The sequence below is a fragment of the Stenotrophomonas acidaminiphila genome, assembly GCF_014109845.1.
Taxonomy (GTDB): Bacteria; Pseudomonadota; Gammaproteobacteria; order Xanthomonadales; family Xanthomonadaceae; genus Stenotrophomonas; species Stenotrophomonas acidaminiphila.
The window spans coordinates 820826-842077 of sequence record NZ_CP043567.1; the positions used below are offsets into that span (position 1 = coordinate 820826).

Sequence of the window (21252 nt, forward strand, 5' to 3'; positions counted from 1 at the left end):
TCTCCGTGGGGGAACGCGCCTACTCTCGCGCCGTCCGCGTGCCGCCGCATTGATCGTGATCACGCCCTGGAAGCAACGGCGCGGTGGCCGACGGACGGTCGCCGGTTCAGCCGGCCAGCAGTGCCGCCTCGCGCGCCAGCCGTTCGATCCCGGCCCAGTCGCGCGCCGCCAGCAGATCGCGCGTGGTCAGCCACGAGCCGCCGACGCACAGCACGTTGGGCAGGTGCAGGAACTGCGCGGCGGTCTGTACGTCGATGCCGCCGGTCGGGCAGAACCGCACGTCGCCGAACGGGCCGTTCCACGCCGCCAGCATCGCCGTGCCGCCGGCCTGTACCGCGGGGAAGAACTTGAACGTGTCCAGCCCCTGCTCCAGCCCGCGCATCAGGTCCGATGCGGTGGCCACGCCCGGCAGGAACGGCAGGTCGGTATCGCGCGCGGCGGCATACAGCCGGTCGGTGGCGCCCGGCGAGACCGCGAAGCGGCCACCGGCGGCCTTGACCTGCGCCATCTGCCGCGCGTCGAGCACGGTACCGGCGCCGATCACCGCGTCGGGCACCGCTTCGGCCATCGCCCTGATCGCGTCCATGGCAGTGGCCGTGCGCAGGGTCACTTCGATCACCGGCAGACCGCCGCGGAACAGCGCCTGCGCCACCTGCACGGCATCGTCGATGGACCCGGGGGTGAACACCGGGATCACCGGTGCCAGTTTCAGGACAGCGCGCACGCGCGGATCAGCGCCGGACATCGAATTTTCCTTCGCCCACCAGGGCCATCACGTCGGCAACGCCGACCGGGTTGAAATCGCCGGGAATGGAATGCTTCAGGCAGCCGGCGGCCAGGCTGAAGCGGATCGTGGCGTCGGCGTCGAAGCCCTCGATCAGGCCATGCAGTACCCCGGCCGCGAACGCGTCGCCGCCACCGATGCGGTCGACGATGCCGGTCAGTTCCGCGTCCGGCGCGACCGCGCGGGTGCCGTCGCGGCCGAGCAGCATCGCGCCGAGCGAGTGGTGGCCGGCGCTGTGCGCGGTGCGCTGGGTGCAGGCCATGTACTGCAGCCGCGGGAATGCGGCGAATGCCATCGCCGCGGCCGCGTCCACGCGCGTCCGTGCGTCGGCCTGCGCGAACTGCCCGCCCAGCACCACGCCGATGTCGCGGTAATCGGCGAACACGATGTGCGCGCAGTCGAACAGATCACGCAGGATCGCCCTGGCGTCGCCGCCCCAGCGCTCCCACAGCTTCGGCCGGAAATTGCCGTCGAACGACACCTTGATGCCCGCCGCGCAGGCCGCGCGCGCGGCCGCCAGGGTGGCCTGCGCCGCCTCGGCGCCGAGCGCCGGGCTGACGCCGGACAGGTGCAGCCACTGTGCGCCGCGCAGCAGCGCCGGCCAGTCGTAGCTGTCGGCGCGCGCGCTGGCGAAGGCCGAATCGGCGCGGTCGTAGACCACCTCGCTGGGCCGGTGCCCGGCGCCGGTGGTCAGGAAATACAGGCCCATGCGGCCGTCGCCGCGCCGCACCCGCGTGGTATCCAGCCCATGCCGGCGCAGCTCGCCGCCGACCGCCGCGCCCAGCGGGTTGTTGGCGACCACGCTGACCATCGCCACGTCATGGCCGAAGTGCGCCAGCGAGACGCCGACGTTGGCCTCGGCGCCACCGCAATGCACCTCCAGCGCCGGGGTCTGCAGCAGCAGCTGGTGGCCGGGGGCGCCGAGCCGCAGCAGCAGCTCGCCGAAACAGACAACACGGGGGGAACTCATCGGGACTCCTGTCGCGGTCTACACGGGCGGGAATGATGGCACGATAGTTTGACCATCGGTGTCATACACGCCGAAATGTCCCTTGTCCCTGTCGATATCGGCGCCGTAATGTCCCAAAGACAAGGGGTTGCGGGCATTTCCCCGCCTGTTGCAGTGCAAGATGCTCCCTCCCGGAGCTCCTGTTACTTTCGGTTTTGACCAGCGGTGTCATATGCCTTTGGCACTACAGGAATCGCCGCTTCGCATGTAAACCTTTGGAGAGGGGGAAACACATGTATCCACACAGCAAGCAGAAAAAGACACCGGTTACCTTGCTCGCATTGTCGATCGCGCTGGCGCTGCAGGCCGGCGCCGCCGCCGCCCAGGACGCAGGCGCCGCCGCCACCGAACTGGACACCGTGACCGTCACCGGCTACCGCGCCAGTGTCGAGAAGGCGCTGGACATCAAGCGCGGCGAAGCCGGCATGGTCGACGCCGTGGTCGCCGAGGACATCGGCAAGTTCCCCGACAGCAACCTGGCCGAATCGCTGCAGCGTATCCCCGGCGTGGTCATCACCCGCGATGGCGGCGAAGGCCGCCAGATCACCGTGCGCGGGCTGGGCCCGGATTTCACCCGCGTGCGCATCAACGGCATGGAAGCGCTGAGCACCGTCGGCAGCAGCGACGGCCAGGGCGGCACCAACCGCAGCCGCGGCTTCGATTTCAACGTATTCGCCTCGGATCTGTTCTCGCAGCTGATCGCGCGCAAGACCGCCTCGGCCGACGTCGAGGAAGGCTCGCTCGGCGCCACCGTGGACCTGCGTACCGCGCGGCCGTTCGACTATGACGGCTTCACCCTCGTGACCAACGTGCAGACCGCCTACAACGACGCCTCGCAGGCGGCGATGCCGCGTTTCGCCGGCCTGATCGCCAACAGCTGGGCCGACGGCAAGGTCGGCGCGCTGCTGTCGGTGGCGTACTCCGAGCGCGAGACCGTGGAGGAAGGCACCGGCACCGTGCGCTGGGCCGGCGGCACCACCAATGGTGGCTTCAATCCGAACTCCGCGTTCAAGGAGGCGTTGAAGTCCGACGTGTATGCGCCGCGGTTCCCCCGCTACACGCTGATGGAGCACGACCAGAAGCGTCTGGGCGTGACCGGCTCGCTGCAGTTCAAGCCCAGCGACCGCACCACTTTCAGCCTCGATGCGCTGTACTCGAAGATCGACGCCCAGCGCGACGAGAAGTACATCGAGGCCAATGGCCTGAGCAAGTCGGACGCACTGGGCAAGCGGGAAATCCTGGTCAATGCCGGCGAGGTGCGCAACGGTGCCCTGGTCTACGCGCAGATGGACAACGTCGATATCCGCGCCGAGAACCGCCACGACGAATGGAGCACGGATTTCTACCAGGTCAGCCTCGACGGCGAGCACAGGCTGACAGATGCCTTCACCCTCAGCGGCAGGGTCGGCACCTCGCGGTCCAAGCATGACAATCCGGTCCAGGCGACCATCATGATGGACAAGCTCAACGTCAAGGGCTACAGCTACGACTACCGTGGCAACGCCAACAAGCCGGTGTTCAACTACGGCGTCAGCCCGACCGATCCGAACGGCTGGACCCTGTCCACGATCCGCCTGCGCCAGAACTACGTGACCAACGAGTTCCACAACGGCGAGCTGGATTTCTCCTGGGTCATCGGCCCTTCGTTCACCCTGAGCGGCGGCGTGCAGGGCAAGAACTACAGCTTCGATTCGATGGAGCGCCGGCGTGTCGGCAACGAGACCGTGGTGCCGAACTTCAGCACCGGCAACAAGATCGTGCCTGCCGATATGACCGAGCTGGCCAGCCTCGGCGGCCTGGCCGGCTCGCCCGGCACGTGGGTGGTGCCCAACTTCGGCGCCATCGCCAGTATGTTCGGTGTCCTAAACGGCGAAGGGATCTACGCATTGGCCGACTACGCGGCCAGCATGCGTGGCGTCGAGGAACAGGACCGCAGCGGCTGGCTGATGGGCAAGTTCTCCACCGAGATCGGTTCGATCCCGGTGTACGGCAACCTCGGCGTGCGCCATGTCCGCACCAAGCAGACCTCCTCGGGCATCGCCACCGCCAGCGGCACTCCGGTGGCCACCACCGTGACCCGCGAGTACAACGACACCCTGCCCTCGCTGAACGTGGTGGCCGAACTCACCCCGGATTTCCTGCTGCGCTTCGCCGCGGCCAAGGTGATGTCGCGTCCCGGCCTGGGCAGCCTGACCCCGGGCGTGACCGTCAACGTCAGCGGCAGCGCCAAGACGGTCAGCGGCGGCAACCCGATGCTCGACCCGGTGCGCGCCAAGAGCTACGACCTGGGCCTGGAGTGGTACTTCGACGAAGGCGCCATGCTCGGTGCCACCGTGTTCTACAAGGACATCGGCAGCTACATCCAGAACACCCGCGAAACCCGCGTCTACGCCGACAGCGGCCTGCCGGCCGGCCTGCTGGACAACCTCAACGCCAGCCCCAGCGATGAGTTCACCTTCACCGTGCCGGTCAACACCCCGGGCGGCAAGCTGCAGGGCGTGGAGCTGAACTACGTGCAGCCGTTCACCTTCCTGCCGGGCAAGTGGTCCAACCTGGGCACGCAGCTGAACTACACCTACGTCGATTCGGACATCCAGTACCTGCTGTCCTCCGGCGCGACGGCACAGAAGGCGGCAATGACCGGCCAGTCCAAGAATTCGTGGAACGCGACGCTGTTCTACGAAGGCGAGCGTTTCTCCGGTCGTGTTTCGGCCACCAACCGCAACGACTACCTGATCCAGGTGCCGGGCACCGAGGCCGGCTTCAACAGCGACGCCAACGGCGTGCATGGCCAGAGCGGCACCACCATCGTCGATGCGTCGATCCACTACCGCATCAGCGACCAGCTGGAACTGAGCCTGGAAGGCGCCAACCTGACCAACGAGGCGCAGGAATCGTGGGTGGCCAACCCGTCGGTGTCGCTGCCGCTGGAGTACAGCCAGACCGGACGCACCTATACCCTGGGACTGCGTTACCGGTTCTGATCCTGGCTGCGCTCCCGGCGTGTTGCCGGGAGCCAGCCGATGGTGCGACGCAGGATGTGATGACGCGTTGGCGTCGCTAACTTGGCCCACCGCGCGCGGCGCAGGCAACCGCCGCGCGCTTCCAAGAGACGCCCGATGTCACCACGTAACGCCTGCTCCCCGCTCCGCCTGCTGCTGCTGGCTTCGGCGCTGTCCGCCGCTCTCCCGGCGGCGGCGCTTTCTTCCCCGCCGAACCTGCTGTTCCGCGTATCGGCCGACCACGGCTTCGTCGCCGACCAGGCGCAGGGCGATGCCGTCCCCAACTTCCAGGACAGGGTGAGCCTGGTCGACGACGGCGCCCACGGCCGCGCGATCCGCTGGGAGGACGACGGCGTGCTGTCGTGGAACGCGCCGGGCAACATCCGTGCTGAACGCGGCACCCTGTCCTTCTTCTGGCGCTCGCGCTACGCCGTGGGCGAGGCCCCGTTCGTGATCTTCCGCGTCGGCTACGCCGACCACAGCAGCTGGGACATGACCTGGCTGCGCATCGACTGGAACGGCCATGGCTTCGACGCTTTCGTCACCGACGCCAACCTGGCGCGGACCCGCGTGTCGTTCCGCCTGGACCGCAACCCGTCGCCCGAACAATGGCAGCACATCGCCTTCGCCTGGGACGAGGACGAGGGCGTGCGCCTGTTCCTCGACGGCCGCGAGGTGGCGCGCGTGGACACCACCGGCGACTACGACGCCGCGCTCGACCAGCTCGGCCTGGCCGGGCGGGTGATGGCGCCGTACCAGGTGCAGAGCCGCTACAACTTCCTGCGCGGCAGCGACTTCGACGAGATCCGCGTCTACGACCGCATGCTCGCCACCAGCGACGTGGCCGCGCTGGCGCGCAACGACGCGCCGCGGGCGCAGGAGGGCACCGCGTCCTCCTCGCAACGGGCCTGGTGGCACCGCCATGGCTGGGACGGCGCGCCGCCGCCGGTACTGGAGGCGGCGGTGACCACGATCCGCAAGGTCGAGTTCGCCGATGTCCGCGACAAGAAGCAGTGGATGTGGAAGGGCACCGACGGTATCGCCGAGACCACCTGGCCGGGCGTCTACAACCGCTCGCGCCTGCCCGGCCGCAACGACTACTTCCAGCTGCCGGACTGGAACACCTATGTCGAGGGCGGCCAGCACCTGGACCTGACTGTGCCCGATGGCGAAGCCATCAACCGCATCGAGATCCGGGGCGCGGCCCACGGCGAACTGCGCGGCAGCGCCGGCACCCTGTTCACCCGGCCCCGCGGCGTGGTCCGCAGCGTGGACGGGTTCGCCACGCAGACCGGCGGCACGCTGCGCTTCTCCAACGCCGAACAGGAAACACCGATCCAGGAGATATGGGGTTACCACGTCAGCGCTGCCGCCGAGCCGCAGGGCACGGTCAAGCAGCGCTACCTGATCGACAGCCGGGTGCTGCCGGACTACACCAACATCGCCGCGCTGCGCGACTACATCGATGGCCGCTTCGCCCCCGACGAGCGCAGCGTGGTGATGGCCCTGCCCAAGGGCGCGGGGTCGCGCCGGCGCACGGCCGACTCGCTGCCGGCGCGGCCGCAGCCGATCGTCCACGTACTGGTGCCGTCCGGAGTCGGCGACGCGCCGGCGGCGCAGCCGCTGATCCGCAGCTGGGCGCACAGCTGGGAGAACATGCACGATGGCCTGGACGGCATCGCCATCGACCTGCCGGCGCTGGACCTGGCGGCCACCCACGACGGCCCCGACGGCGCGGTGATCCCGCTGAACATCCGCATCAAGGACCCGATCTGGCCGGCCCGCGACATGATCGACGTGTCGGTCTCGGTACGGCCCGGGCAGCCGCGCACGCTATGGCTGGACCTGCGCGACCGGATCCTTACCGCCGACAGCCTGTGGATCTCCATCGCCTCGGCCGCGCCCGGCTTCAATGCCGCCGCGCTGGATGGCGCCGAACTGCGGCTGGTGTTCAAGGACCGCCGCCAGGCGCTTGCCGAACACCTGGCCGATCGCTTCAACCAGGTGCGCGACAACTGGGGCTTCCTGGTCGAGGAGCACACCACTTCCAAGCGCCAGCGCCTGTATGCGCGCGTGTACGCCGACCTCAGCGACCTGCTGCGGGTGGACCCCGACCACGCGCTGGGCCGGCTGTACTGGAACTACATCAGCTACAACAGCCAGGGCCGGCCACCGTTCCAGCAGCCACAGCCGCCCGCGGGCGTGCCGCTGTGGGCGTTCCGCCAGGTGGAGGACCTCAGGCGCGTGCGCCGCTTCGTCGACTGGTGGATCGACAACCGCCAGGTCGAGTACGGCGATTTCGGCGGCGGCATTTCCGACGATACCGACCTGACCCAGCAATGGCCGGGGCTGGCGCTGATGGGCGTGGAGCCGGACCGCCTCAATGCCTCGCTGACCGCGCTGTCCGACGCGGTGTACCGCAACGGCATGTTCGCCAACGGCCTGAGCACCATCGAGACCGACGAACTGCATGCCTACGAGGAAGGCATCAACGCCAACAGCGCCATGCTCTACCTCAACTGGGGCGACCCGCTGACCGTGGAGCGGCTGATGCAGACGGTGCGCGCGTTCGACGAGCGCATCATCCTGCGCAACCCGCAGGGCCACCTGCTGTTCTCCAGCAACTGGTTCGGGGGCAACAGGGTCTACCGCGAGCCGAACTGGCAATGGCAGAAGCCGTATTCGTTCCCGGCGCTGCACCCGGCGTTCCTGATGGGCGAATACAACGCCGATCGCACCGGCCGCGCGCTGGTCACCGGCCTGGCCGACAGTTACCTCGCCCACGCCCATACCGACGACACCGGCCGCTGGACGCTGCCGAACGAGATCAACTGGGCCACCGGCAAGACCCGGGGTGGCGAACTGAACCAGGGTTCGGGCGCTGGCGACGTCATGCACACGTTCTGGGCGGCCTGGCGCTGGAGCGGCGATGACAAGTACCTGCAGGCGCTGGACTACCGCGTGCAGCGCGGCGGCCCCGGCGCGCTGTCCAACCTGGGCGAGAACTTCATCGACGTGCTGGGCCGCCAGCAGGACTGGGGCCGCCAGCTGGCCGCCGCCGCCGACAAGGGCGACACCGGTTTCGCCGCCGTCACCGCGTGGCAGCTGAGCGGTGACAAATCGTATCTGGAAACCCTGCATGCCGAAGGCATCCAGGCCAAGGCCCAGCGCGAATACATGAACACCGAGGGCCACTGGTGGAGCGACCGCGTCGAGGCGCCGAGCGAATTCCTGCAGCGCCTGCGCCTGGGTGGCATCGCGCTCAAGCGCAACCAGAGCTTCCCCGGGCACACCGTGAGCTGGCGCTTCGCCCGGCCCGGGGCCGCCGAGCAGGTGGCGCTGCTGGTGCACGCGCCCTCGCGCGAGCGCTTCAAGGTGATCGCCTGGAACATGGCCGACGTGCCGCTGGAGGCGACGATGACCGGCTGGAACATCGCCGCCGGCACCTGGCGCATCAGCAGCGGCATCGACCGCGATGGCGACGACCGGATCGACGGCAAGCCGCAGGTGCGCGAGGTGGTGCTGGAGCGCAGCGCATCCACCGCCCTGCGTTTCGCACCGAAGCAGGCGCACGTGTTCGAGTTCGAACGGATCGCGGCGGGCACGCCGGTGGAAACCCGCGCCGACCTGGGCATCGGCCGTGGCGACCTGCAGGTCGAGGACGGGCGCGTGCGGCTGACCGTGCACAGCCTCGGCCATGTCGCCACCCGGCCCGGGGTTGCATGGGTGGAGGATGCACGCGGCCGCGAAGTGGCGCGCGTTGCGATCCCGGCGCTGGAAGCGCCCTCGGACCTGCAGCCGCGCACGGCCACGGTGGAGCTGGCGTTGCCGCCGGGCTTCCAGCGCAGCGGCGCCAGCGTGCGGGTAATGCAGGAAGGCGGGATCGAGGAAGTGACGCGGCTCAACAACCGCCTGCCCATGCGGTAGGCGCGGCGTACGGCCGGCAATGCGGGCCATCCCCCTCTCCCGGCGGGAGAAGGGGGACCGGCGTCACTGCGTATCGGTCCGCAGTACCCGGCGCTCGCGCCGGTACCCGTCGGCGATCCCGGGCTCGGGAACGAACACCGTGCAGTGCTCCATCGGCCCCTGGTAGACATGCACCGAGATCGCGATCTCATCGTCGCTGGCGTTGCGCAGCACATGGAACTCATCCGGCGGGATCAGGTTGCCGGCACTGCCGCGCGCACCGTCCACGCCGGCAAGTGGCTGCAGCCGGGCGATGTCGCCGTGGTCTTCGCACAACCGGTACGGGGTGATCCGCAGCGTGCCCTGCCACACGCCTTCCACGCACCACAGGCCGTCGTGGTCGTGCAGCGGCGTGCCCTGGCCCGGCCCCCAGGTCATGGCGACGATGCTGTAGCCGTGGCGCGCGCTGCGGTACAGCTCGCGGCGCGCGTAGTGATCGCTGATCGGTTCGTGCACGCAAGCCGGCAGCACGATCGCCGGGTCGGCGATGGCCTGCCGCAGCACCTGTTCGACCCGTGCCACCGCGGTGGCGACATCAGCCGTGGCCAGTGCCGCGTCGATGGCCGCCACCAGCCGCTCGCAGCCGCTGAAATCGGATGTACCGGTTGCCTCTGAAATCATGCCGCCAGTCTAGGGCAAAGCGGTGAACAATCCGTTCGCCGCCGCTCATGGCGGGGTGGCATGTGTGCCTCATGAGGTGCCGCGCTGCACGAACGGCACCTGTCCGTACAGCCGGCGCTCGCCGCCGCGCGGATCGTCCTGCACGCGGCTGTCGTCGTCGAACACCAGGGTCTGCCGGCGTTGCAGCGAGTATGGCGCCCAGTGCGGCAGTCCGCCATGGTTGGGATCGCCATGGCGGGCGAACGCCAGCAGCGCATCGCTCATCGCATCGGCCATGCGCGTGGCCGACGCGGTGGCACCGGTGCGCGAACCGGGCTGGCGGGTGTTGTGGAACACCAGCGGAATGTCCAGGGTGTGGAAGGCGCGCAGCCGGTCGGCGTCGCCGCCCCGGTCGTACCAGTCCAGCTGGTAGGCCCAGGTCGGCGCCCCCTGGCGCGCGCGCGCCTCCAGTTCCTCGACCGCACCGCGCCACGAGCGCCCGGCGGTGGTGGCGGCGAAGAACACCTCCGATGCCGTGTAGTGCGGGTACATCCGCCGGTAGGCGGCGATCACCACCGACACGGGAAGGTCCACGAACTGTTCGCGCTCCAGCTTCGCCGGCAGCGTTTCCCAGTCCAGTGCGAAATTGCGCGGGTCATGGCCGAGGAAGGCACGGGTCTCGTCGCGGGTATTGCCGATGACCATGGGAATGGCCGCCGACTGCAGCGGTGCCTGCGGCCAGAACGGGTGCGTGGGCAGGTGGCGCGCGTCCAGCACCGGGCCGAAGTACAGGCCGGTGTCCTCGACCCACGACGGGTCGCGCAGCTTCACCGCTTCCAGCAACGTCTCCATCGGCAGCGTGCGCAGCGCCTGCGGGTCGCGCTGGCCGAAGTGCTCCAGCACCCGTCGCGCGCGCTGCGTGGCCGCGCGCGGGCCGGCGGCGGTCACCTGCTGGCCGCTCATCGTCCAGGCGCGGTGGAACAGGCCCTGCGCCGCCGGCATCGCCATCAGCGTGGCGATCTTGGCGCCGCCGCCGGACTGGCCGAACACGGTGACGTTGCCGGGGTCGCCGCCGAACTCGACCGCGTGCTGGCGCACCCACTGCAGCGCCTGCACCAGGTCGAGCTGGCCGGCGTTGCCCGAATCGGCGAACGCCCCGCCGCCGAGCCCGCCCAGGTACAGGTAGCCGAACACGTTGAGGCGGTGGTTGACGGTGACCACCACCACGTCGCCGCGCCGGCACAGGGCGCCGCCGTCGTACAGCGGATCGCTGCCGGACCCGGTGTTGTAGGCGCCGCCGTGCAGGTACACCAGCACCGGGCGGCGGCCACCGTCGCGCAGGGCCGGGGTCCACACGTTGAGATACAGGCAGTCCTCGCTGCCCGGCCCTTCGCCGCTGGTCTGCGGCGCGGCCGGGCCCCAGGCCAGCGCGTCGCGTACGCCGCGCCAGGGGGCTTCCTGTACGGCCTGCTGGAAGCGCCGGGGGGCGGTGTCCGCACCATAGGGGATGCCGCGGAACACGTGGATGCCGTGCTCTGTCTGCCCGGCGATACGCCCCCCGCGCACGCGGGCGAGCGGACTCGGGGACATGCGCGCGGCCGCGGCCGGCAGCGCTGCCGCCAGCCCGGCGCCGAGCGAGCACAGCGTGCCGGCGCGCAGGAAATGCCGCCGCCGCGGATCGCCGGGCAGTGCGGTCATGGCGCGCGCTCCGGCGCCTGTGCGGCGATCCAGTCGCGCGCCAGCCGCGGCCACGCGGCGGCGCCCAGCCCGGCGATGCCGCGGGTACCGAAGCCATGGCCGCCGTACGGGAACACATGCAGTTCCGCGGGCACGCCGGCCCGGTGCAACGCGGCGTAGAACCCCAGGCTGTTGCCGACCGGCACCGCGGTGTCGTCGCCGGCGTGCACCAGGAAGGTCGGCGGGGTGTCGGCACGCACCTGGTGCTGCATCGAGTAGCGCCGCCGCAGCGCCGGATCCGCGTCGGCGCCGAGCAGGCGGTGTTGCGAGCCGGGGTGGGTGTCGGCGCCGTCCATGTCGATCACCGGGTACACCAGCAGCTGGAAATCCGGGCGCGCACTGGTGCGGTCGATGGCGTCCGTGGCCGGATATGCCGGTTGCCCGAAGCCGTTGCCCAGCCGTGCGGCCAGGTGCCCGCCGGCGGAGAAGCCGATCACGCCGATGCGCCGTGGATCCAGCTGCCATTCGCTGGCGCGGGCACGGATCAGGCGCAGCGCGCGCTGCGCATCGGCCAGCGCCGCATCGCGGTCGTCACGGCCCTCGCCCGGCAAGCGGTAGCGCAGCACGAACAGGGTGATGCCGCCCTCCTCGACGAAGGCCGGCACCAGCGCCGAGCCCTCCTTGTCCAGCACCACGCGCTGGTAGCCGCCGCCGGGGGTCACCAGCAGCGCGGTGCCGTTGGGGCGGGCCGGCCGGTACATGACCAGGTAGGGCGCGCTGACGTGGGTGATGTAGCGGTCCGGCAGCGCCGGATCGGCGCTGCGTTCGACGATGCGGGCGGCCTCGGGCAGCGCGTTGTCTCCCGGTGCCAATCCCGCCGGCCACAGCGCGATCCGCTGTGCCGATCCCGCTGCCGGTTCGCCGTCCGGGCCGGTGGTTGCGGCAGCGGTGGAAACCCCGCCGGCCAGGATAAAAGCCATGAATAACAATGATCTGCCGATTCGGAGCGGGGACATGGGAACTCTCGCGATGCGGAACGGGGACGGCCGTGATGCGTTGCGTATTGCCATATGACACCGGTTTACCATATACAGCACCCACAGCACTGTCGATGGGCGGTGCAGCAACGCCACCAGGAGAGCCACTTGAGCAACGACCAAGGCCGACAGGATCCGTCCGCCGCGCTGGACGACATCGCCCGCCAGTTCGTGGACGCGCGCCGCGCCGGGCGTTCGCTCGCCGCGTTCCCCGGCGTGATCCCGGCCGACCTGGTGACCGCCTACCGCGTGCAGGACCTGGCCATCGGCCGCTGGGACGATGCGGTGGTCGGCTGGAAGGTCGGCTATATCGCCCCCGAGCGCCGCGATGCGTCCGGCGACGAGCGCCTGCTCGGCCCGGTGTTCGCACGCCAGCTCTGGAATGCCACCGGTAGCATCGTGGACATCCCGGTATTTTCCGGCGCAGGCGGGTTCGCCGCGGTCGAGGCCGAGTACGTGCTGCAGCTCGACGCCGATGCACCTGCCGACAAGCTGGAATGGACCGCGGAGGAAGCCGCCGCCCTGCCCGCGCGCCTGTTCATCGGGGTCGAAGTGGCCAGCAGCCCGCTGGCGACGATCAACGTGCTGGGGCCGCGGGTGGTGGTGTCCGATTTCGGCAACAACAATGGCCTGGTGCTGGGCAACGCGATCGCCGACTGGACGCGGCTGGATGAAGCACGCCTGCTGGCGCGCACCGAGATCGACGGCGTGGTGGTCGGCATCGGCGGTGCCAGCAACCTGCCCGGCGGCCTGCGTGCGGCGTATGCGTTCGCGCTGGCACGTTCGGCGCGCCGCGGCCGGCCGCTGCGCCGCGGCGACCTGATCGCCACCGGCAACGCCACCGGCATCCACGACATTGCGGTCGGCCAGCAGGCCGTGATCCGCTTCGAGGGCCACGGCGAGATTGCCTGCAGGGCGGTGGCCGCCGGCTGACCGGCGCATACGGTGGACATGGGTGGAGGGGGTACGATGATCGATCGCAGGACGTTTCTTGCCACTGGCGTGGGCGCGCTTGCCGCACCGGCGCTGGTGGCCTGTTCGGGCGGGGCGCGCCAGGCGGTGGGCGACGGGCGCGCGCTCACCGCCACCGATGTCCACGTGGCCGACTACCCCACCGTCACCGCGGTCAGGTGGATCGGGCAGCAGCTCGAGCGCGAGACCGGTGGCCGGCTGCGGCTGGCGCAGTACCACTCCGGCCAGCTTGGCCGCGAGTCGGAAGCGATCGACATGGCGCGTTTCGGCGCCATCGACATCACCCGCGTCTACTCGGGGGCGTTGAACAATGCCTTCCCGCTGACGCGCGCGCTGTGCCTGCCGTACGTATTCGATTCGGTCGCGCACATGCGCCGCGCGCTGGACGGCGGCATCGCCGACGCGGTGCTGGCCGGTTTCGAGCAGCGCGGCCTGGTCGGCCTGGCGATCTACGACTCGGGCGCGCGCTGCTTCTACAACACCAAGCACCCGATCGTGGAGCCGCGCGACCTGCACGGCCTGAAGCTGCGCGTGGCCAGCTCGGACATCTTCCTGCAGCTGATGCGCCTGTTCGGCGCCAACCCGACGCCGATGTCGCTGGGCGACACGTTCTCCGGCATGGAGACGCACATGATCGACGGCGCCGAGAACAACATGCGCAGCTTCCACTCCAGCCGCCATTTCGAGGCCGCGCACTACTGGTCGGAAAGCCAGCATTCGTACGCGCCGGACGTGCTGCTGATGTCGCGGCGCAGCTTCGACGCACTGGCGCCCGGCGACCGCCGGCTGCTGCTGGACCTGGCGCGGCAGTCGGTGCAGGTGATGCGCACCGAGTGGGACGCATCCGAGGACAAGGCGCGGCAGGCGGTGCTGGCCCACGGCGTGAAAGCCAACGCGGTGGACATCGCCGCGTTCCGCGAGGCCGCCGCCCCGCTGCTGCGCGATTACCTGCAGCAGCCGGAGATCGCCGCCCTGCACCGCCGCATCCGCGATTTCGCCTGAGGATCCGCAGCGATGACCGAAGCCACTTCCCGCAGTACCCAGGCCGGCCCGCAGCGCGCGCTGGAAGCCCTGGCCACCGTCGTCATCCACGTTGCCGTCGTCGCCCTGCTCGGGCTGGTGGTGGTGCAGGGCTGGCAGGTGTTCGCCCGCTACGTGATCAATGATTCGCCCAGCTGGACCGAGCCGGTCACCCTGCTGCTGCTGAGCACGGCGATGAGCATGGGCGCGGCCGCCGGCGTGCATACCCACCGCCACTTCGGCTTCTTCCTGCTGGCCGACCACCTCAACCCGCTGGCGCGGCGCGTGGTCGATGCGCTGGTGCCGCTGGTGGTGGCCGCCATCGGCGCGGTGATCGCCTGGTGGGGCTGGGTGCTGTGGATCGACGGACTGCACATCAAGACCGCCGGCGCCAACCTGCCGCAGAGCGTGAACTACCTGCCGCTGAGCCTGGGCGGCGCGCTGATGGTGGTGTTCGCGTTGAACCGGCTGTGGCTGGCACTGCAGCCGGCCGCCATCGAAGGAGACCGCTGAACCATGGGCATCGCAATCCTGTTCGCCGTGTTCGCCGCGCTGTTGCTGATCGGCGTGCCGGTCGCCTATGCGCTGGCCGCCGCCGCGCTGGCCACCCTGCTCTACCTGGACCTGCCCAGCGTGGTGCTGGTGCAGCAGATCTCGGCCGGCACCGGCTCGGCCTCGCTGATCGCCATTCCGCTGTTCATCTTCGCCGGCGAGATCATGATGCGCGGCGGCATCTCCGAGCGCCTGATCGCGCTGGCCGCGTCGCTGGTCGGGCGCCTGCGCGGCGGCCTGGGCCAGGTCTCGATCCTGTCCTCGCTGTTCTTCGGCGGCGTTTCCGGCTCGGCCATCGCCGATGTGTCGGCGGTTGGCGGCACGATGATCCCGCAGATGGTCCAGCGCGGCTACGACCGCGACTTCGCGGTCAACGTCAGCATCACCGCGGCCCTGGTGGCATTGCTGGTGCCGCCTTCGCACAACCTGATCCTGTTCTCGGCGGCGGCCGGCGGCGGCCTGTCCATCGCCGACCTGTTCGCCGCCGGCGTGGTGCCGGCGCTGCTGATGACGGTGGTGCTGATGGTCACCGGCTACGCGGTGGCGCGGCGCCGCGGCTACGGCGTGGAAGCCTTCCCGGGCCTGCGCGCGGTGCTGCTGCGGCTGGTCGCCGCGCTGCCCGGCCTGGGGCTGGTGGCGCTGATCTTCGTCGGCATCCGCGCCGGCATCTTCACCGCGGTCGAGTCGGCGGCCATCGCCGTAGTCTACGCGCTGCTGGTCACCACCGTGCTGTACCGGCAGCTGCGCTGGCGCGCGTTCCTGGACACGGTGATCCATGCCGCGCGCAGTACCGGCGTGATCCTGTTCGTGATCGCCACCGCGGCGGTGTTCGGCTGGCTGCTGGCCTACCTGCAGGTACCGGCGGCGGCGGTGGCGTTCCTGCAGTCGTTCGCGCACAGCAAATTCATGGTGCTGCTGATGATCGTGGTGATGCTGCTGCTGCTGGGCACCTTCATGGATCTGGCGCCGATGATCCTGATCTGCACCCCGATCTTCCTGCCGGTGGCCAAAGCCTATGGCATCGACCCGATCCACTTCGGCCTGGTGCTGGTGCTGACCGGCGGCCTGGGCCTGGTGACGCCGCCGGTGGGCTCGGTGCTGTTCATCGGCACGGCCATCGGCAAGATCACCGTGGGCCAGAGCATGAAGACGATCTGGCCGTTCTGGCTGGCCGGGCTGGGGGTACTGCTGGTGGTGACGTTCTTCCCGCAGTTGTCGCTGTGGCTGCCGGCACTGCTGCGCGGCTGAGCCGGGCCGGCAGCAACAGCCAGGCGCCGTTTCCGGCCCGCGGCGTCGTCTCGGGCTAACATCACCGCCTGGCGCGGGTTCCCTGCCCTGCCGCCGGCGGATGCCGCCGGCAGCGACGGGAGGCCGCCGCGCCGCTCCCATCGCCGTGCCCCCCGGGCGCGGCGCCGCCAGAACCCGTTCCGCTGGATGGTTTGCAAGGACATGTCATTGCGCAAGAAGGCCGATTCCGACGCCACGACCCGGCCGCTGGGCAGGGCCGCGACCATCAACGACATCGCGCGCCTGTCCGGCGTGTCCAAAAAGACGGTGTCGCGGATCATCAACAACTCGCCGCTGGTGCGCAAAGACACCCGCGAGAAGGTCGAGGCGCTGATGCGCGAGGTCGGCTACGCGCCCGATCCGCTGGCCCGCGGGCTGGCGTTCCGGCGTTCGTTCCTGATCGGCATGGTCTACGACAACCCCACCGCGCAATACGTGGTGGACATGCAGTACGGCGCGCTCGACGCGCTGCGCGGCTCCAGCTTCGAGCTGGTGGTGCATCCCTGCGACACCCGCAGCCCCGGCTACATCGAGGGCGTGAAGCGCTTCGTGCAGCAGCAGAAGCTGCACGGGGTGATCCTGGTGCCGCGCGCATCCGAGGACCAGGCGCTGGCCGACATGCTGGAGGAGATCGGCTGCCGCTACACCCGCATCGCCTCGCTGCCGCTGGACGACACCTCGCAGATGGTCATCACCCATGACCGCGACGGCGCCGCCGAGGCCGCCGACTACCTGCTTTCGCTCGGCCACCGCGACATCGCCCTGATCACCGGCCCGTCGGCCTACCGCTCGGCGCACGAGCGCACCGCCGGCTTCATCGACGCGCTGCAGCGGCGTGGCATCGAACTGCCGCCGGCGCGCATCATCGAGGCCGGCTACACCTTCGAATCGGGCGTGGCCGCGGCCGAGAAGCTGCTGCTCGGCAAGCAGCGCCCGACCGCGATCTTCACCGGCAACGACGAGATGGCCGCCGGCGTCTACAAGGTCGCCATGCGCGCCGGCATCAACATCCCGCGCGAACTGTCGGTGGTCGGCTACGACGACAGCCCGCTGGCCTCGCGGCTGTGGCCGTCGCTGACCTCGGTGCGGCGCAATACCCGCGATACCGGCCGCACCGCCGCGGCGATGCTGATCCAGCCCGAGGGCCAGGCCGCGCTGCAGATCGCCAGCGTGCGCCCGCACCTGATCGTGCGCGATTCCTGCCAGCCCCCCCTGGATTGATCCCAAGCCATTGTTCCGGAAAGGAAAGCCAGTATTCCGCGGCGCAGAATGACACCGGTTACCCAATTGGCTATGATGGCCCCGCATCGCATCCGGCGGGGCCGACCAGGACCGCCAGGCGCCCGCGCCGCGCGGCATCGCCCGCCGGGCAAGGCGCGGCACCGCAACCCACCCCCGTACCACCGCTCAGGGAGAGGAACACCATGACGAATCCATTCAGCCTCGAAGGCAAGATCGCGCTGGTAACCGGTGCCAATACCGGCCTGGGCCAGGGCATCGCGCTGGCCCTGGCCGCCGCCGGGGCCGACATCGCCGGCGCCGGCATCGTGCCGGCCGAGGAGACCGCGGCCAAGGTGCGTGCGCTGGGCCGCCGCTTCGTCAACATCGAGGCCAACCTGGGCAGCATCGAGCCGGTCGAGCGGGTAGTGCGCGAAGCCGTCGAGGGCCTGGGCGGGCTGGACATCCTGGTCAACAACGCCGGCCTGATCCGCCGCGCCGACGCGGTGGAGTTCAGCGAAAAGGACTGGGACGACGTGATGAACGTCAACATCAAGTCGGCGTTCTTCATGTGCCAGGCCGCCGGCAGGCATTTCATCGCCCAGGGCCGCGGCAAGATCATCAACATCGCCTCGATGCTGTCCTTCCAGGGCGGCATCCGGGTGCCGTCCTACACCGCGTCCAAGAGCGGCATCGCCGGCATCACCCGGCTGCTGGCCAACGAATGGGCGCAGCAGGGGCTGAACATCAACGCCATCGCCCCGGGCTACATGGCCACCGACAACACCGCGCAGCTGCGCGCCGACGAGGACCGCAGCAAGGCGATCCTGGACCGCATCCCGGCCGGCCGCTGGGGCAGGCCGGAAGACCTCGGCGGCACCGCCGTGTTCCTGGCCTCCAGCGCCTCGGACTACGTCAATGGCGCGGTCATCCCGGTCGACGGCGGCTGGCTGGCGCGCTGATCCGGCATTCCCCGGCGCGCGGCCACGGCCGGGCGCCACGCATTTCCCCATCGAACAGAGAGTCACGCAATGAAGATCGCCTTGATGCAGGAGTTCAGCCAGGCCGCCAAGAACCCGGTGGTGCTGGAACAGCTCGAGACCGTGGCCGCCGCGCAGGGCCACCAGGTGTTCAACGTCGGCATGGATGGCGACAACGACCACCGCCTGACCTATATCCACCTGGGCATCTGCGCCGCGCTGCTGCTCAACGCCAGGGCCGTGGACTTCGTGGTCGCCGGCTGCGGTACCGGGCAGGGCGCGCTGATGTCGCTCAACGCCTGGCCGGGCGTGTATTGCGGCTACTGCATCGAGCCGACCGATGCGTTCCTGTTTGCCCAGGTCAACAACGGCAACGCGCTGTCGCTGCCGTTCGCCAAGGGCTACGGCTGGGGCGCGGAGATCAACATCCGCTACATCTTCGAGAAGGCCTTCGCCGGCGAGCGCGGCCAGGGCTACCCGGCCGAGCGCAGGGAGTCGCAGATGACCAACGCCGGCATCCTGGCGCAGGTGAAGCAGGGCGCCTCGAAGGACTTCATCGCCGGCCTGAAGTCGATCGACCCGGCGCTGGTGAAGCAGGCCGTGGGCGGCGCGCGCTTCCAGCAGGCGTTCTTCGACAATGCGCAGGACGCGGAGATCGTGGCCTACGTGAAGGGCGTGCTGGGCCAGTAAGGCCAGCGCATCCAAGCCGTGGACGAGGGCGCCTGCGGGCGCCTTCGTCGTTTCCGGCCGCTGCCGGCGATGCCCCGGCGACACCCGGCTGGTAGCATGTCCACCCCCGCAATCCAGGCGCCGTCACCCATGGCCGACTCCAAGAACCCGTCCGTCACCCAGGCCCAGGCCGAGGAGGCCGTGCGCACCCTGCTGCGCTGGGCCGGCGAAGACCCCGCCCGCGAGGGCCTGCTGGACACCCCGCGGCGGGTGGCCGAGGCCTATGGCGACTGGTTCAAGGGCTACCAGGACGACCCGCGCGAGTACCTGGCGCGGACCTTCGAGGAAGTGGCCGGCTACGACGAGATGATCGTGCTGCGCGACATCGAGTACGAAAGCCACTGCGAGCACCACATGGCGCCGATCATCGGCCGCGTGCACGTGGGCTACGTGCCCAACGGCCGCGTGGTCGGCATCTCCAAGCTGGCGCGCGTGGTCGAGGCCTATGCGCGCCGCTTCCAGGTGCAGGAGAAGATGACCGCGCAGATCGCCGACGTCATCCAGGACGTGCTGCAGCCGCTGGGCGTGGGCGTGGTGGTGGAAGGCTCGCACGAGTGCATGACCACCCGCGGCATCCACAAGCGCGGCGTCAGCATGGTCACCTCGCGCATGCGTGGCAGCTTCCACGACGACGCCCGCACCCGCGCCGAGTTCCTGCGCTTCATCGAAGTGGGCCACGCGCGCCGCTGAGCCGCGTGCCGGGCGACCGGCAGGCGCGGAGCCCGCGCCCCGCATTCCCGCGAACATCCCGGAGCAACCATGCATTACGTTGAGTTGGTGGCATTGCTGGCAGTGGCCCAGTACCTGTTCTTCGGTGCGATGGTCGGGCGTGCGCGCGGCCGCTACGGCGTGAAGGCGCCGGCGGTCAGCGGCCACGAGGGTTTCGAGCGCGTCTACCGGGTGCAGATGAACACCCTGGAGCTGATGGTCGCGCTGCTGCCGGCGCTGTTCGTCGCCGCGCGCTTCTGGCCGTCCGCCTGGGTCGCCGGCATCGGCGCGGTGTACCTGGTCGGCCGCTTCATCTACTGGCGCGCCTACGTGAGCGCACCGTCGAGCCGCGCGCTGGGCTTCGCATTGTCGATGCTGCCGGTGATGGTGCTGGTGCTGATGGGGCTGGCCGGCGCGCTGCTGCGCTAGGTGTGATCTCTCAGTAGGTTGTTCATCCGGGGCATCGCTGGAAGATGGGGGTTACGACACCAACCCAGCCCCCAGGAGCCCCGGATGAACCTGCATAAACATGCCCGTTTGACGCCTCGCGGTCGAGCCCTGCTTGTGGAGCGCATCCTCGTGCAGGGCCTGCGCATCGAAGAGGCCGCCCACGCGGCCGGCGTGAGCGTGCGCACGGCCTACAAGTGGCTCAAGCGATACCGGGAGGAAGGCCCTACGGGTCTGGTTGACCGCAGCTCCCGGCCGCAGACCTGCCCCCATGCCACGCCGCCGGCCATCGTGGCGCAGGTGCTGGAGCAGCGTCGCTCGCGCCGGACCTATCGCCAGATCGCCCAGCGACTGCCCGTGGCGCCCAGCACCATCGCCCGGTTACTGCGCCGTGCCGGGCTGCATCGCCTGGCCGAACTGGAACCGGCGCTGCCGGAGAACCGCTACGAGTACGCCCGGCCCGGCCAACTGCTGCATCTGGACATCAAGAAGCTGGGGCGGATCGGTTCCCCGGGCCACCGTGTGACCGGCGACCGCTCGCGCCGGCACCGGGGCATCGGCTGGGAATACGTCCACCTGGCCATCGACGACCACTCGCGCGTGGCCTTCGCCTCCATCGCACCGGACGAGCGCGGAACCAGTGCCTGCAAGGCTCTGATCCGCACGGTGCGTTACTACCGCAGCCTGGGCGTGCGCTTCGAGCGGGTGTTGACCGACAACGGCACGTGCTACAGGTCGCGCCGCTTCCAGCGCCTGGTCCGTCGCCTCGGCCTGCGCCACCTGCGCACGCGCCCCTACACCCCGCGCACCAACGGCAAGGCCGAGCGCCTGGTGCAGACCAGCCTGCGCGAGTGGGCCTATGCCCGCGCCTACGACAACTCCGTGCAGCGGGCCGGCGCCCTCCATGACTGGCTGCACCACTACAACTGGCACCGGCTCCACGCCAGCCTAGGCTACAAGCCGCCCATCTCCCGAATCCCGCTGAACAACGTACTGGGTTTACACAGCTAGGGCAGGGCAGCCTGCCGGCGGGCCGAAGTGGTGCGGCATTGCCCGCCATTCCAGGATGGGCGCATCGATGAGCGGAGCGGCGCGATGAAACCATCAGGGGTGCTGCGCCGGTACTGGCCGTGCTGCTGCTCGCCGGTCTCCGGGAAATCCGCGCCGACCTGCTGGACATCCATGACGCCACCGCGCATCGCCTGGCTCAACTGGACCCAGCGCACCAGCACGGCCGGTAAGCGGCGGCCGTCGCGGAGCGGGG

Annotated in this window: 18 protein-coding genes; 12 read left to right on the forward strand and 6 right to left on the reverse strand. The window is 69.8% G+C overall.

Going from position 1 to position 21252, the window contains the following annotated elements; all coding sequences use genetic code 11:
• Nucleotides 1-106: 106 nt before the first annotated feature.
• Both eda and F0P95_RS03830 read right to left on the reverse strand, forming a co-directional pair.
• Nucleotides 107-745: a bifunctional 4-hydroxy-2-oxoglutarate aldolase/2-dehydro-3-deoxy-phosphogluconate aldolase gene (gene eda, locus F0P95_RS03825; RefSeq protein ID WP_182335746.1), complete on the reverse strand. Its 639-nt coding sequence runs from the start codon at nucleotides 743-745 to the stop codon at nucleotides 107-109.
• Nucleotides 732-1754: a sugar kinase gene (locus F0P95_RS03830; RefSeq protein WP_182335747.1), complete on the reverse strand. Its 1023-nt coding sequence runs from the start codon at nucleotides 1752-1754 to the stop codon at nucleotides 732-734. The genes eda and F0P95_RS03830 overlap by 14 nt, the downstream gene beginning before the upstream one ends.
• Nucleotides 1755-2026: 272 nt before the next feature.
• Between F0P95_RS03830 and F0P95_RS03835 the strand changes: the two genes are divergently transcribed.
• Together F0P95_RS03835 and F0P95_RS03840 are read left to right on the forward strand one after the other, a co-directional pair.
• On the forward strand, nucleotides 2027-4777 hold the full coding sequence (locus tag F0P95_RS03835) for a TonB-dependent receptor (protein WP_182335748.1): 2751 nt from the start codon (nucleotides 2027-2029) through the stop codon (nucleotides 4775-4777).
• Between the two features lie 135 nt (nucleotides 4778-4912).
• The gene (locus tag F0P95_RS03840; RefSeq protein WP_182335749.1) at nucleotides 4913-8722 is read left to right on the forward strand and encodes a LamG-like jellyroll fold domain-containing protein; all 3810 of its coding nucleotides are present in this window, start codon (nucleotides 4913-4915) and stop codon (nucleotides 8720-8722) included.
• 63 nt (nucleotides 8723-8785) lie between these two features.
• On the opposite strand, the gene F0P95_RS03845 is transcribed toward F0P95_RS03840, so the two are convergent.
• The 3 genes from F0P95_RS03845 to F0P95_RS03855 all read right to left on the reverse strand — a co-directional run bounded on the left by F0P95_RS03845 (nucleotide 8786) and on the right by F0P95_RS03855 (nucleotide 12018).
• Nucleotides 8786-9382: a cysteine dioxygenase family protein gene (locus tag F0P95_RS03845; protein ID WP_182335750.1), complete on the reverse strand. Its 597-nt coding sequence runs from the start codon at nucleotides 9380-9382 to the stop codon at nucleotides 8786-8788.
• A 69-nt stretch (nucleotides 9383-9451) separates the two neighbouring features.
• On the reverse strand, nucleotides 9452-11059 hold the full coding sequence (locus tag F0P95_RS03850) for a carboxylesterase/lipase family protein (protein ID WP_182335751.1): 1608 nt from the start codon (nucleotides 11057-11059) through the stop codon (nucleotides 9452-9454).
• Nucleotides 11056-12018 carry an alpha/beta hydrolase gene (locus F0P95_RS03855; protein ID WP_232528753.1) on the reverse strand — a complete coding sequence of 321 codons (963 nt, stop codon included), beginning with the start codon at nucleotides 12016-12018 and terminating at the stop codon, nucleotides 11056-11058. The genes F0P95_RS03850 and F0P95_RS03855 overlap by 4 nt, the downstream gene beginning before the upstream one ends.
• A gap of 165 nt (nucleotides 12019-12183) precedes the next feature.
• On the opposite strand from F0P95_RS03855, the gene F0P95_RS03860 reads away from it, so the two are divergent.
• The 10 genes from F0P95_RS03860 (at nucleotide 12184) to F0P95_RS03905 (ending at nucleotide 20999) form a co-directional block, all read left to right on the forward strand.
• Nucleotides 12184-13008, forward strand: coding sequence for a 2-keto-4-pentenoate hydratase (locus F0P95_RS03860; RefSeq protein ID WP_182335753.1), 825 nt, complete (start codon nucleotides 12184-12186; stop codon nucleotides 13006-13008).
• 36 nt (nucleotides 13009-13044) lie between these two features.
• Nucleotides 13045-14049, forward strand: a complete 1005-nt coding sequence (locus tag F0P95_RS03865) for a TRAP transporter substrate-binding protein (protein WP_182335754.1) — start codon at nucleotides 13045-13047, stop codon at nucleotides 14047-14049.
• 12 nt (nucleotides 14050-14061) lie between these two features.
• Nucleotides 14062-14580: a TRAP transporter small permease gene (locus F0P95_RS03870; protein WP_182335755.1), complete on the forward strand. Its 519-nt coding sequence runs from the start codon at nucleotides 14062-14064 to the stop codon at nucleotides 14578-14580.
• Nucleotides 14581-14583: 3 nt separating this feature from the next.
• On the forward strand, nucleotides 14584-15867 hold the full coding sequence (locus F0P95_RS03875) for a TRAP transporter large permease (RefSeq protein WP_054661299.1): 1284 nt from the start codon (nucleotides 14584-14586) through the stop codon (nucleotides 15865-15867).
• Nucleotides 15868-16068: 201 nt separating this feature from the next.
• A complete protein-coding gene (locus F0P95_RS03880) occupies nucleotides 16069-17127 on the forward strand; it encodes a LacI family DNA-binding transcriptional regulator (protein WP_104940059.1) in 1059 nt (352 codons plus the stop codon).
• A 203-nt stretch (nucleotides 17128-17330) separates the two neighbouring features.
• Nucleotides 17331-18086, forward strand: coding sequence for a 2-dehydro-3-deoxy-D-gluconate 5-dehydrogenase KduD (kduD, locus tag F0P95_RS03885; RefSeq protein WP_054661305.1), 756 nt, complete (start codon nucleotides 17331-17333; stop codon nucleotides 18084-18086).
• Between the two features lie 69 nt (nucleotides 18087-18155).
• Nucleotides 18156-18794, forward strand: coding sequence for an RpiB/LacA/LacB family sugar-phosphate isomerase (locus F0P95_RS03890; protein ID WP_182335756.1), 639 nt, complete (start codon nucleotides 18156-18158; stop codon nucleotides 18792-18794).
• Between the two features lie 129 nt (nucleotides 18795-18923).
• Nucleotides 18924-19523, forward strand: coding sequence for a GTP cyclohydrolase I FolE (gene folE / locus F0P95_RS03895; protein WP_182336744.1), 600 nt, complete (start codon nucleotides 18924-18926; stop codon nucleotides 19521-19523).
• Between the two features lie 69 nt (nucleotides 19524-19592).
• Nucleotides 19593-19970, forward strand: coding sequence for an MAPEG family protein (locus tag F0P95_RS03900; RefSeq protein ID WP_182335757.1), 378 nt, complete (start codon nucleotides 19593-19595; stop codon nucleotides 19968-19970).
• A gap of 84 nt (nucleotides 19971-20054) precedes the next feature.
• The gene (locus F0P95_RS03905) at nucleotides 20055-20999 is read left to right on the forward strand and encodes an IS481 family transposase (protein ID WP_182335758.1); all 945 of its coding nucleotides are present in this window, start codon (nucleotides 20055-20057) and stop codon (nucleotides 20997-20999) included.
• Here the strand turns inward: F0P95_RS03905 and F0P95_RS03910 are convergent.
• Nucleotides 20996-21220, reverse strand: a complete 225-nt coding sequence (locus F0P95_RS03910) for a hypothetical protein (protein WP_182335759.1) — start codon at nucleotides 21218-21220, stop codon at nucleotides 20996-20998. The genes F0P95_RS03905 and F0P95_RS03910 overlap by 4 nt on opposite strands.
• Between the last annotated feature and the right edge of the window lie 32 nt (nucleotides 21221-21252).

Bases quoted from the DNA above. Each gene is read 5' to 3' on its own strand.
- F0P95_RS03905 (WP_182335758.1), top strand. From the start codon at position 20,055: ATGAACCTGCATAAACATGCCCGTTTGACGCCTCGCGGTCGAGCCCTG.
- F0P95_RS03835 (WP_182335748.1), top strand. From the start codon at position 2,027: ATGTATCCACACAGCAAGCAGAAAAAGACACCGGTTACCTTGCTCGCA.
- F0P95_RS03855 (WP_232528753.1), bottom strand. From the start codon at position 12,018: ATGGCTTTTATCCTGGCCGGCGGGGTTTCCACCGCTGCCGCAACCACC.
- F0P95_RS03830 (WP_182335747.1), bottom strand. From the start codon at position 1,754: ATGAGTTCCCCCCGTGTTGTCTGTTTCGGCGAGCTGCTGCTGCGGCTC.
- folE (WP_182336744.1), top strand. From the start codon at position 18,924: ATGGCCGACTCCAAGAACCCGTCCGTCACCCAGGCCCAGGCCGAGGAG.
- F0P95_RS03845 (WP_182335750.1), bottom strand. From the start codon at position 9,382: ATGATTTCAGAGGCAACCGGTACATCCGATTTCAGCGGCTGCGAGCGG.
- F0P95_RS03900 (WP_182335757.1), top strand. From the start codon at position 19,593: ATGCATTACGTTGAGTTGGTGGCATTGCTGGCAGTGGCCCAGTACCTG.
- F0P95_RS03850 (WP_182335751.1), bottom strand. From the start codon at position 11,059: ATGACCGCACTGCCCGGCGATCCGCGGCGGCGGCATTTCCTGCGCGCC.
- F0P95_RS03840 (WP_182335749.1), top strand. From the start codon at position 4,913: ATGTCACCACGTAACGCCTGCTCCCCGCTCCGCCTGCTGCTGCTGGCT.
- F0P95_RS03880 (WP_104940059.1), top strand. From the start codon at position 16,069: ATGTCATTGCGCAAGAAGGCCGATTCCGACGCCACGACCCGGCCGCTG.
- F0P95_RS03870 (WP_182335755.1), top strand. From the start codon at position 14,062: ATGACCGAAGCCACTTCCCGCAGTACCCAGGCCGGCCCGCAGCGCGCG.
- F0P95_RS03865 (WP_182335754.1), top strand. From the start codon at position 13,045: ATGATCGATCGCAGGACGTTTCTTGCCACTGGCGTGGGCGCGCTTGCC.
- F0P95_RS03875 (WP_054661299.1), top strand. From the start codon at position 14,584: ATGGGCATCGCAATCCTGTTCGCCGTGTTCGCCGCGCTGTTGCTGATC.
- kduD (WP_054661305.1), top strand. From the start codon at position 17,331: ATGACGAATCCATTCAGCCTCGAAGGCAAGATCGCGCTGGTAACCGGT.
- F0P95_RS03890 (WP_182335756.1), top strand. From the start codon at position 18,156: ATGAAGATCGCCTTGATGCAGGAGTTCAGCCAGGCCGCCAAGAACCCG.
- eda (WP_182335746.1), bottom strand. From the start codon at position 745: ATGTCCGGCGCTGATCCGCGCGTGCGCGCTGTCCTGAAACTGGCACCG.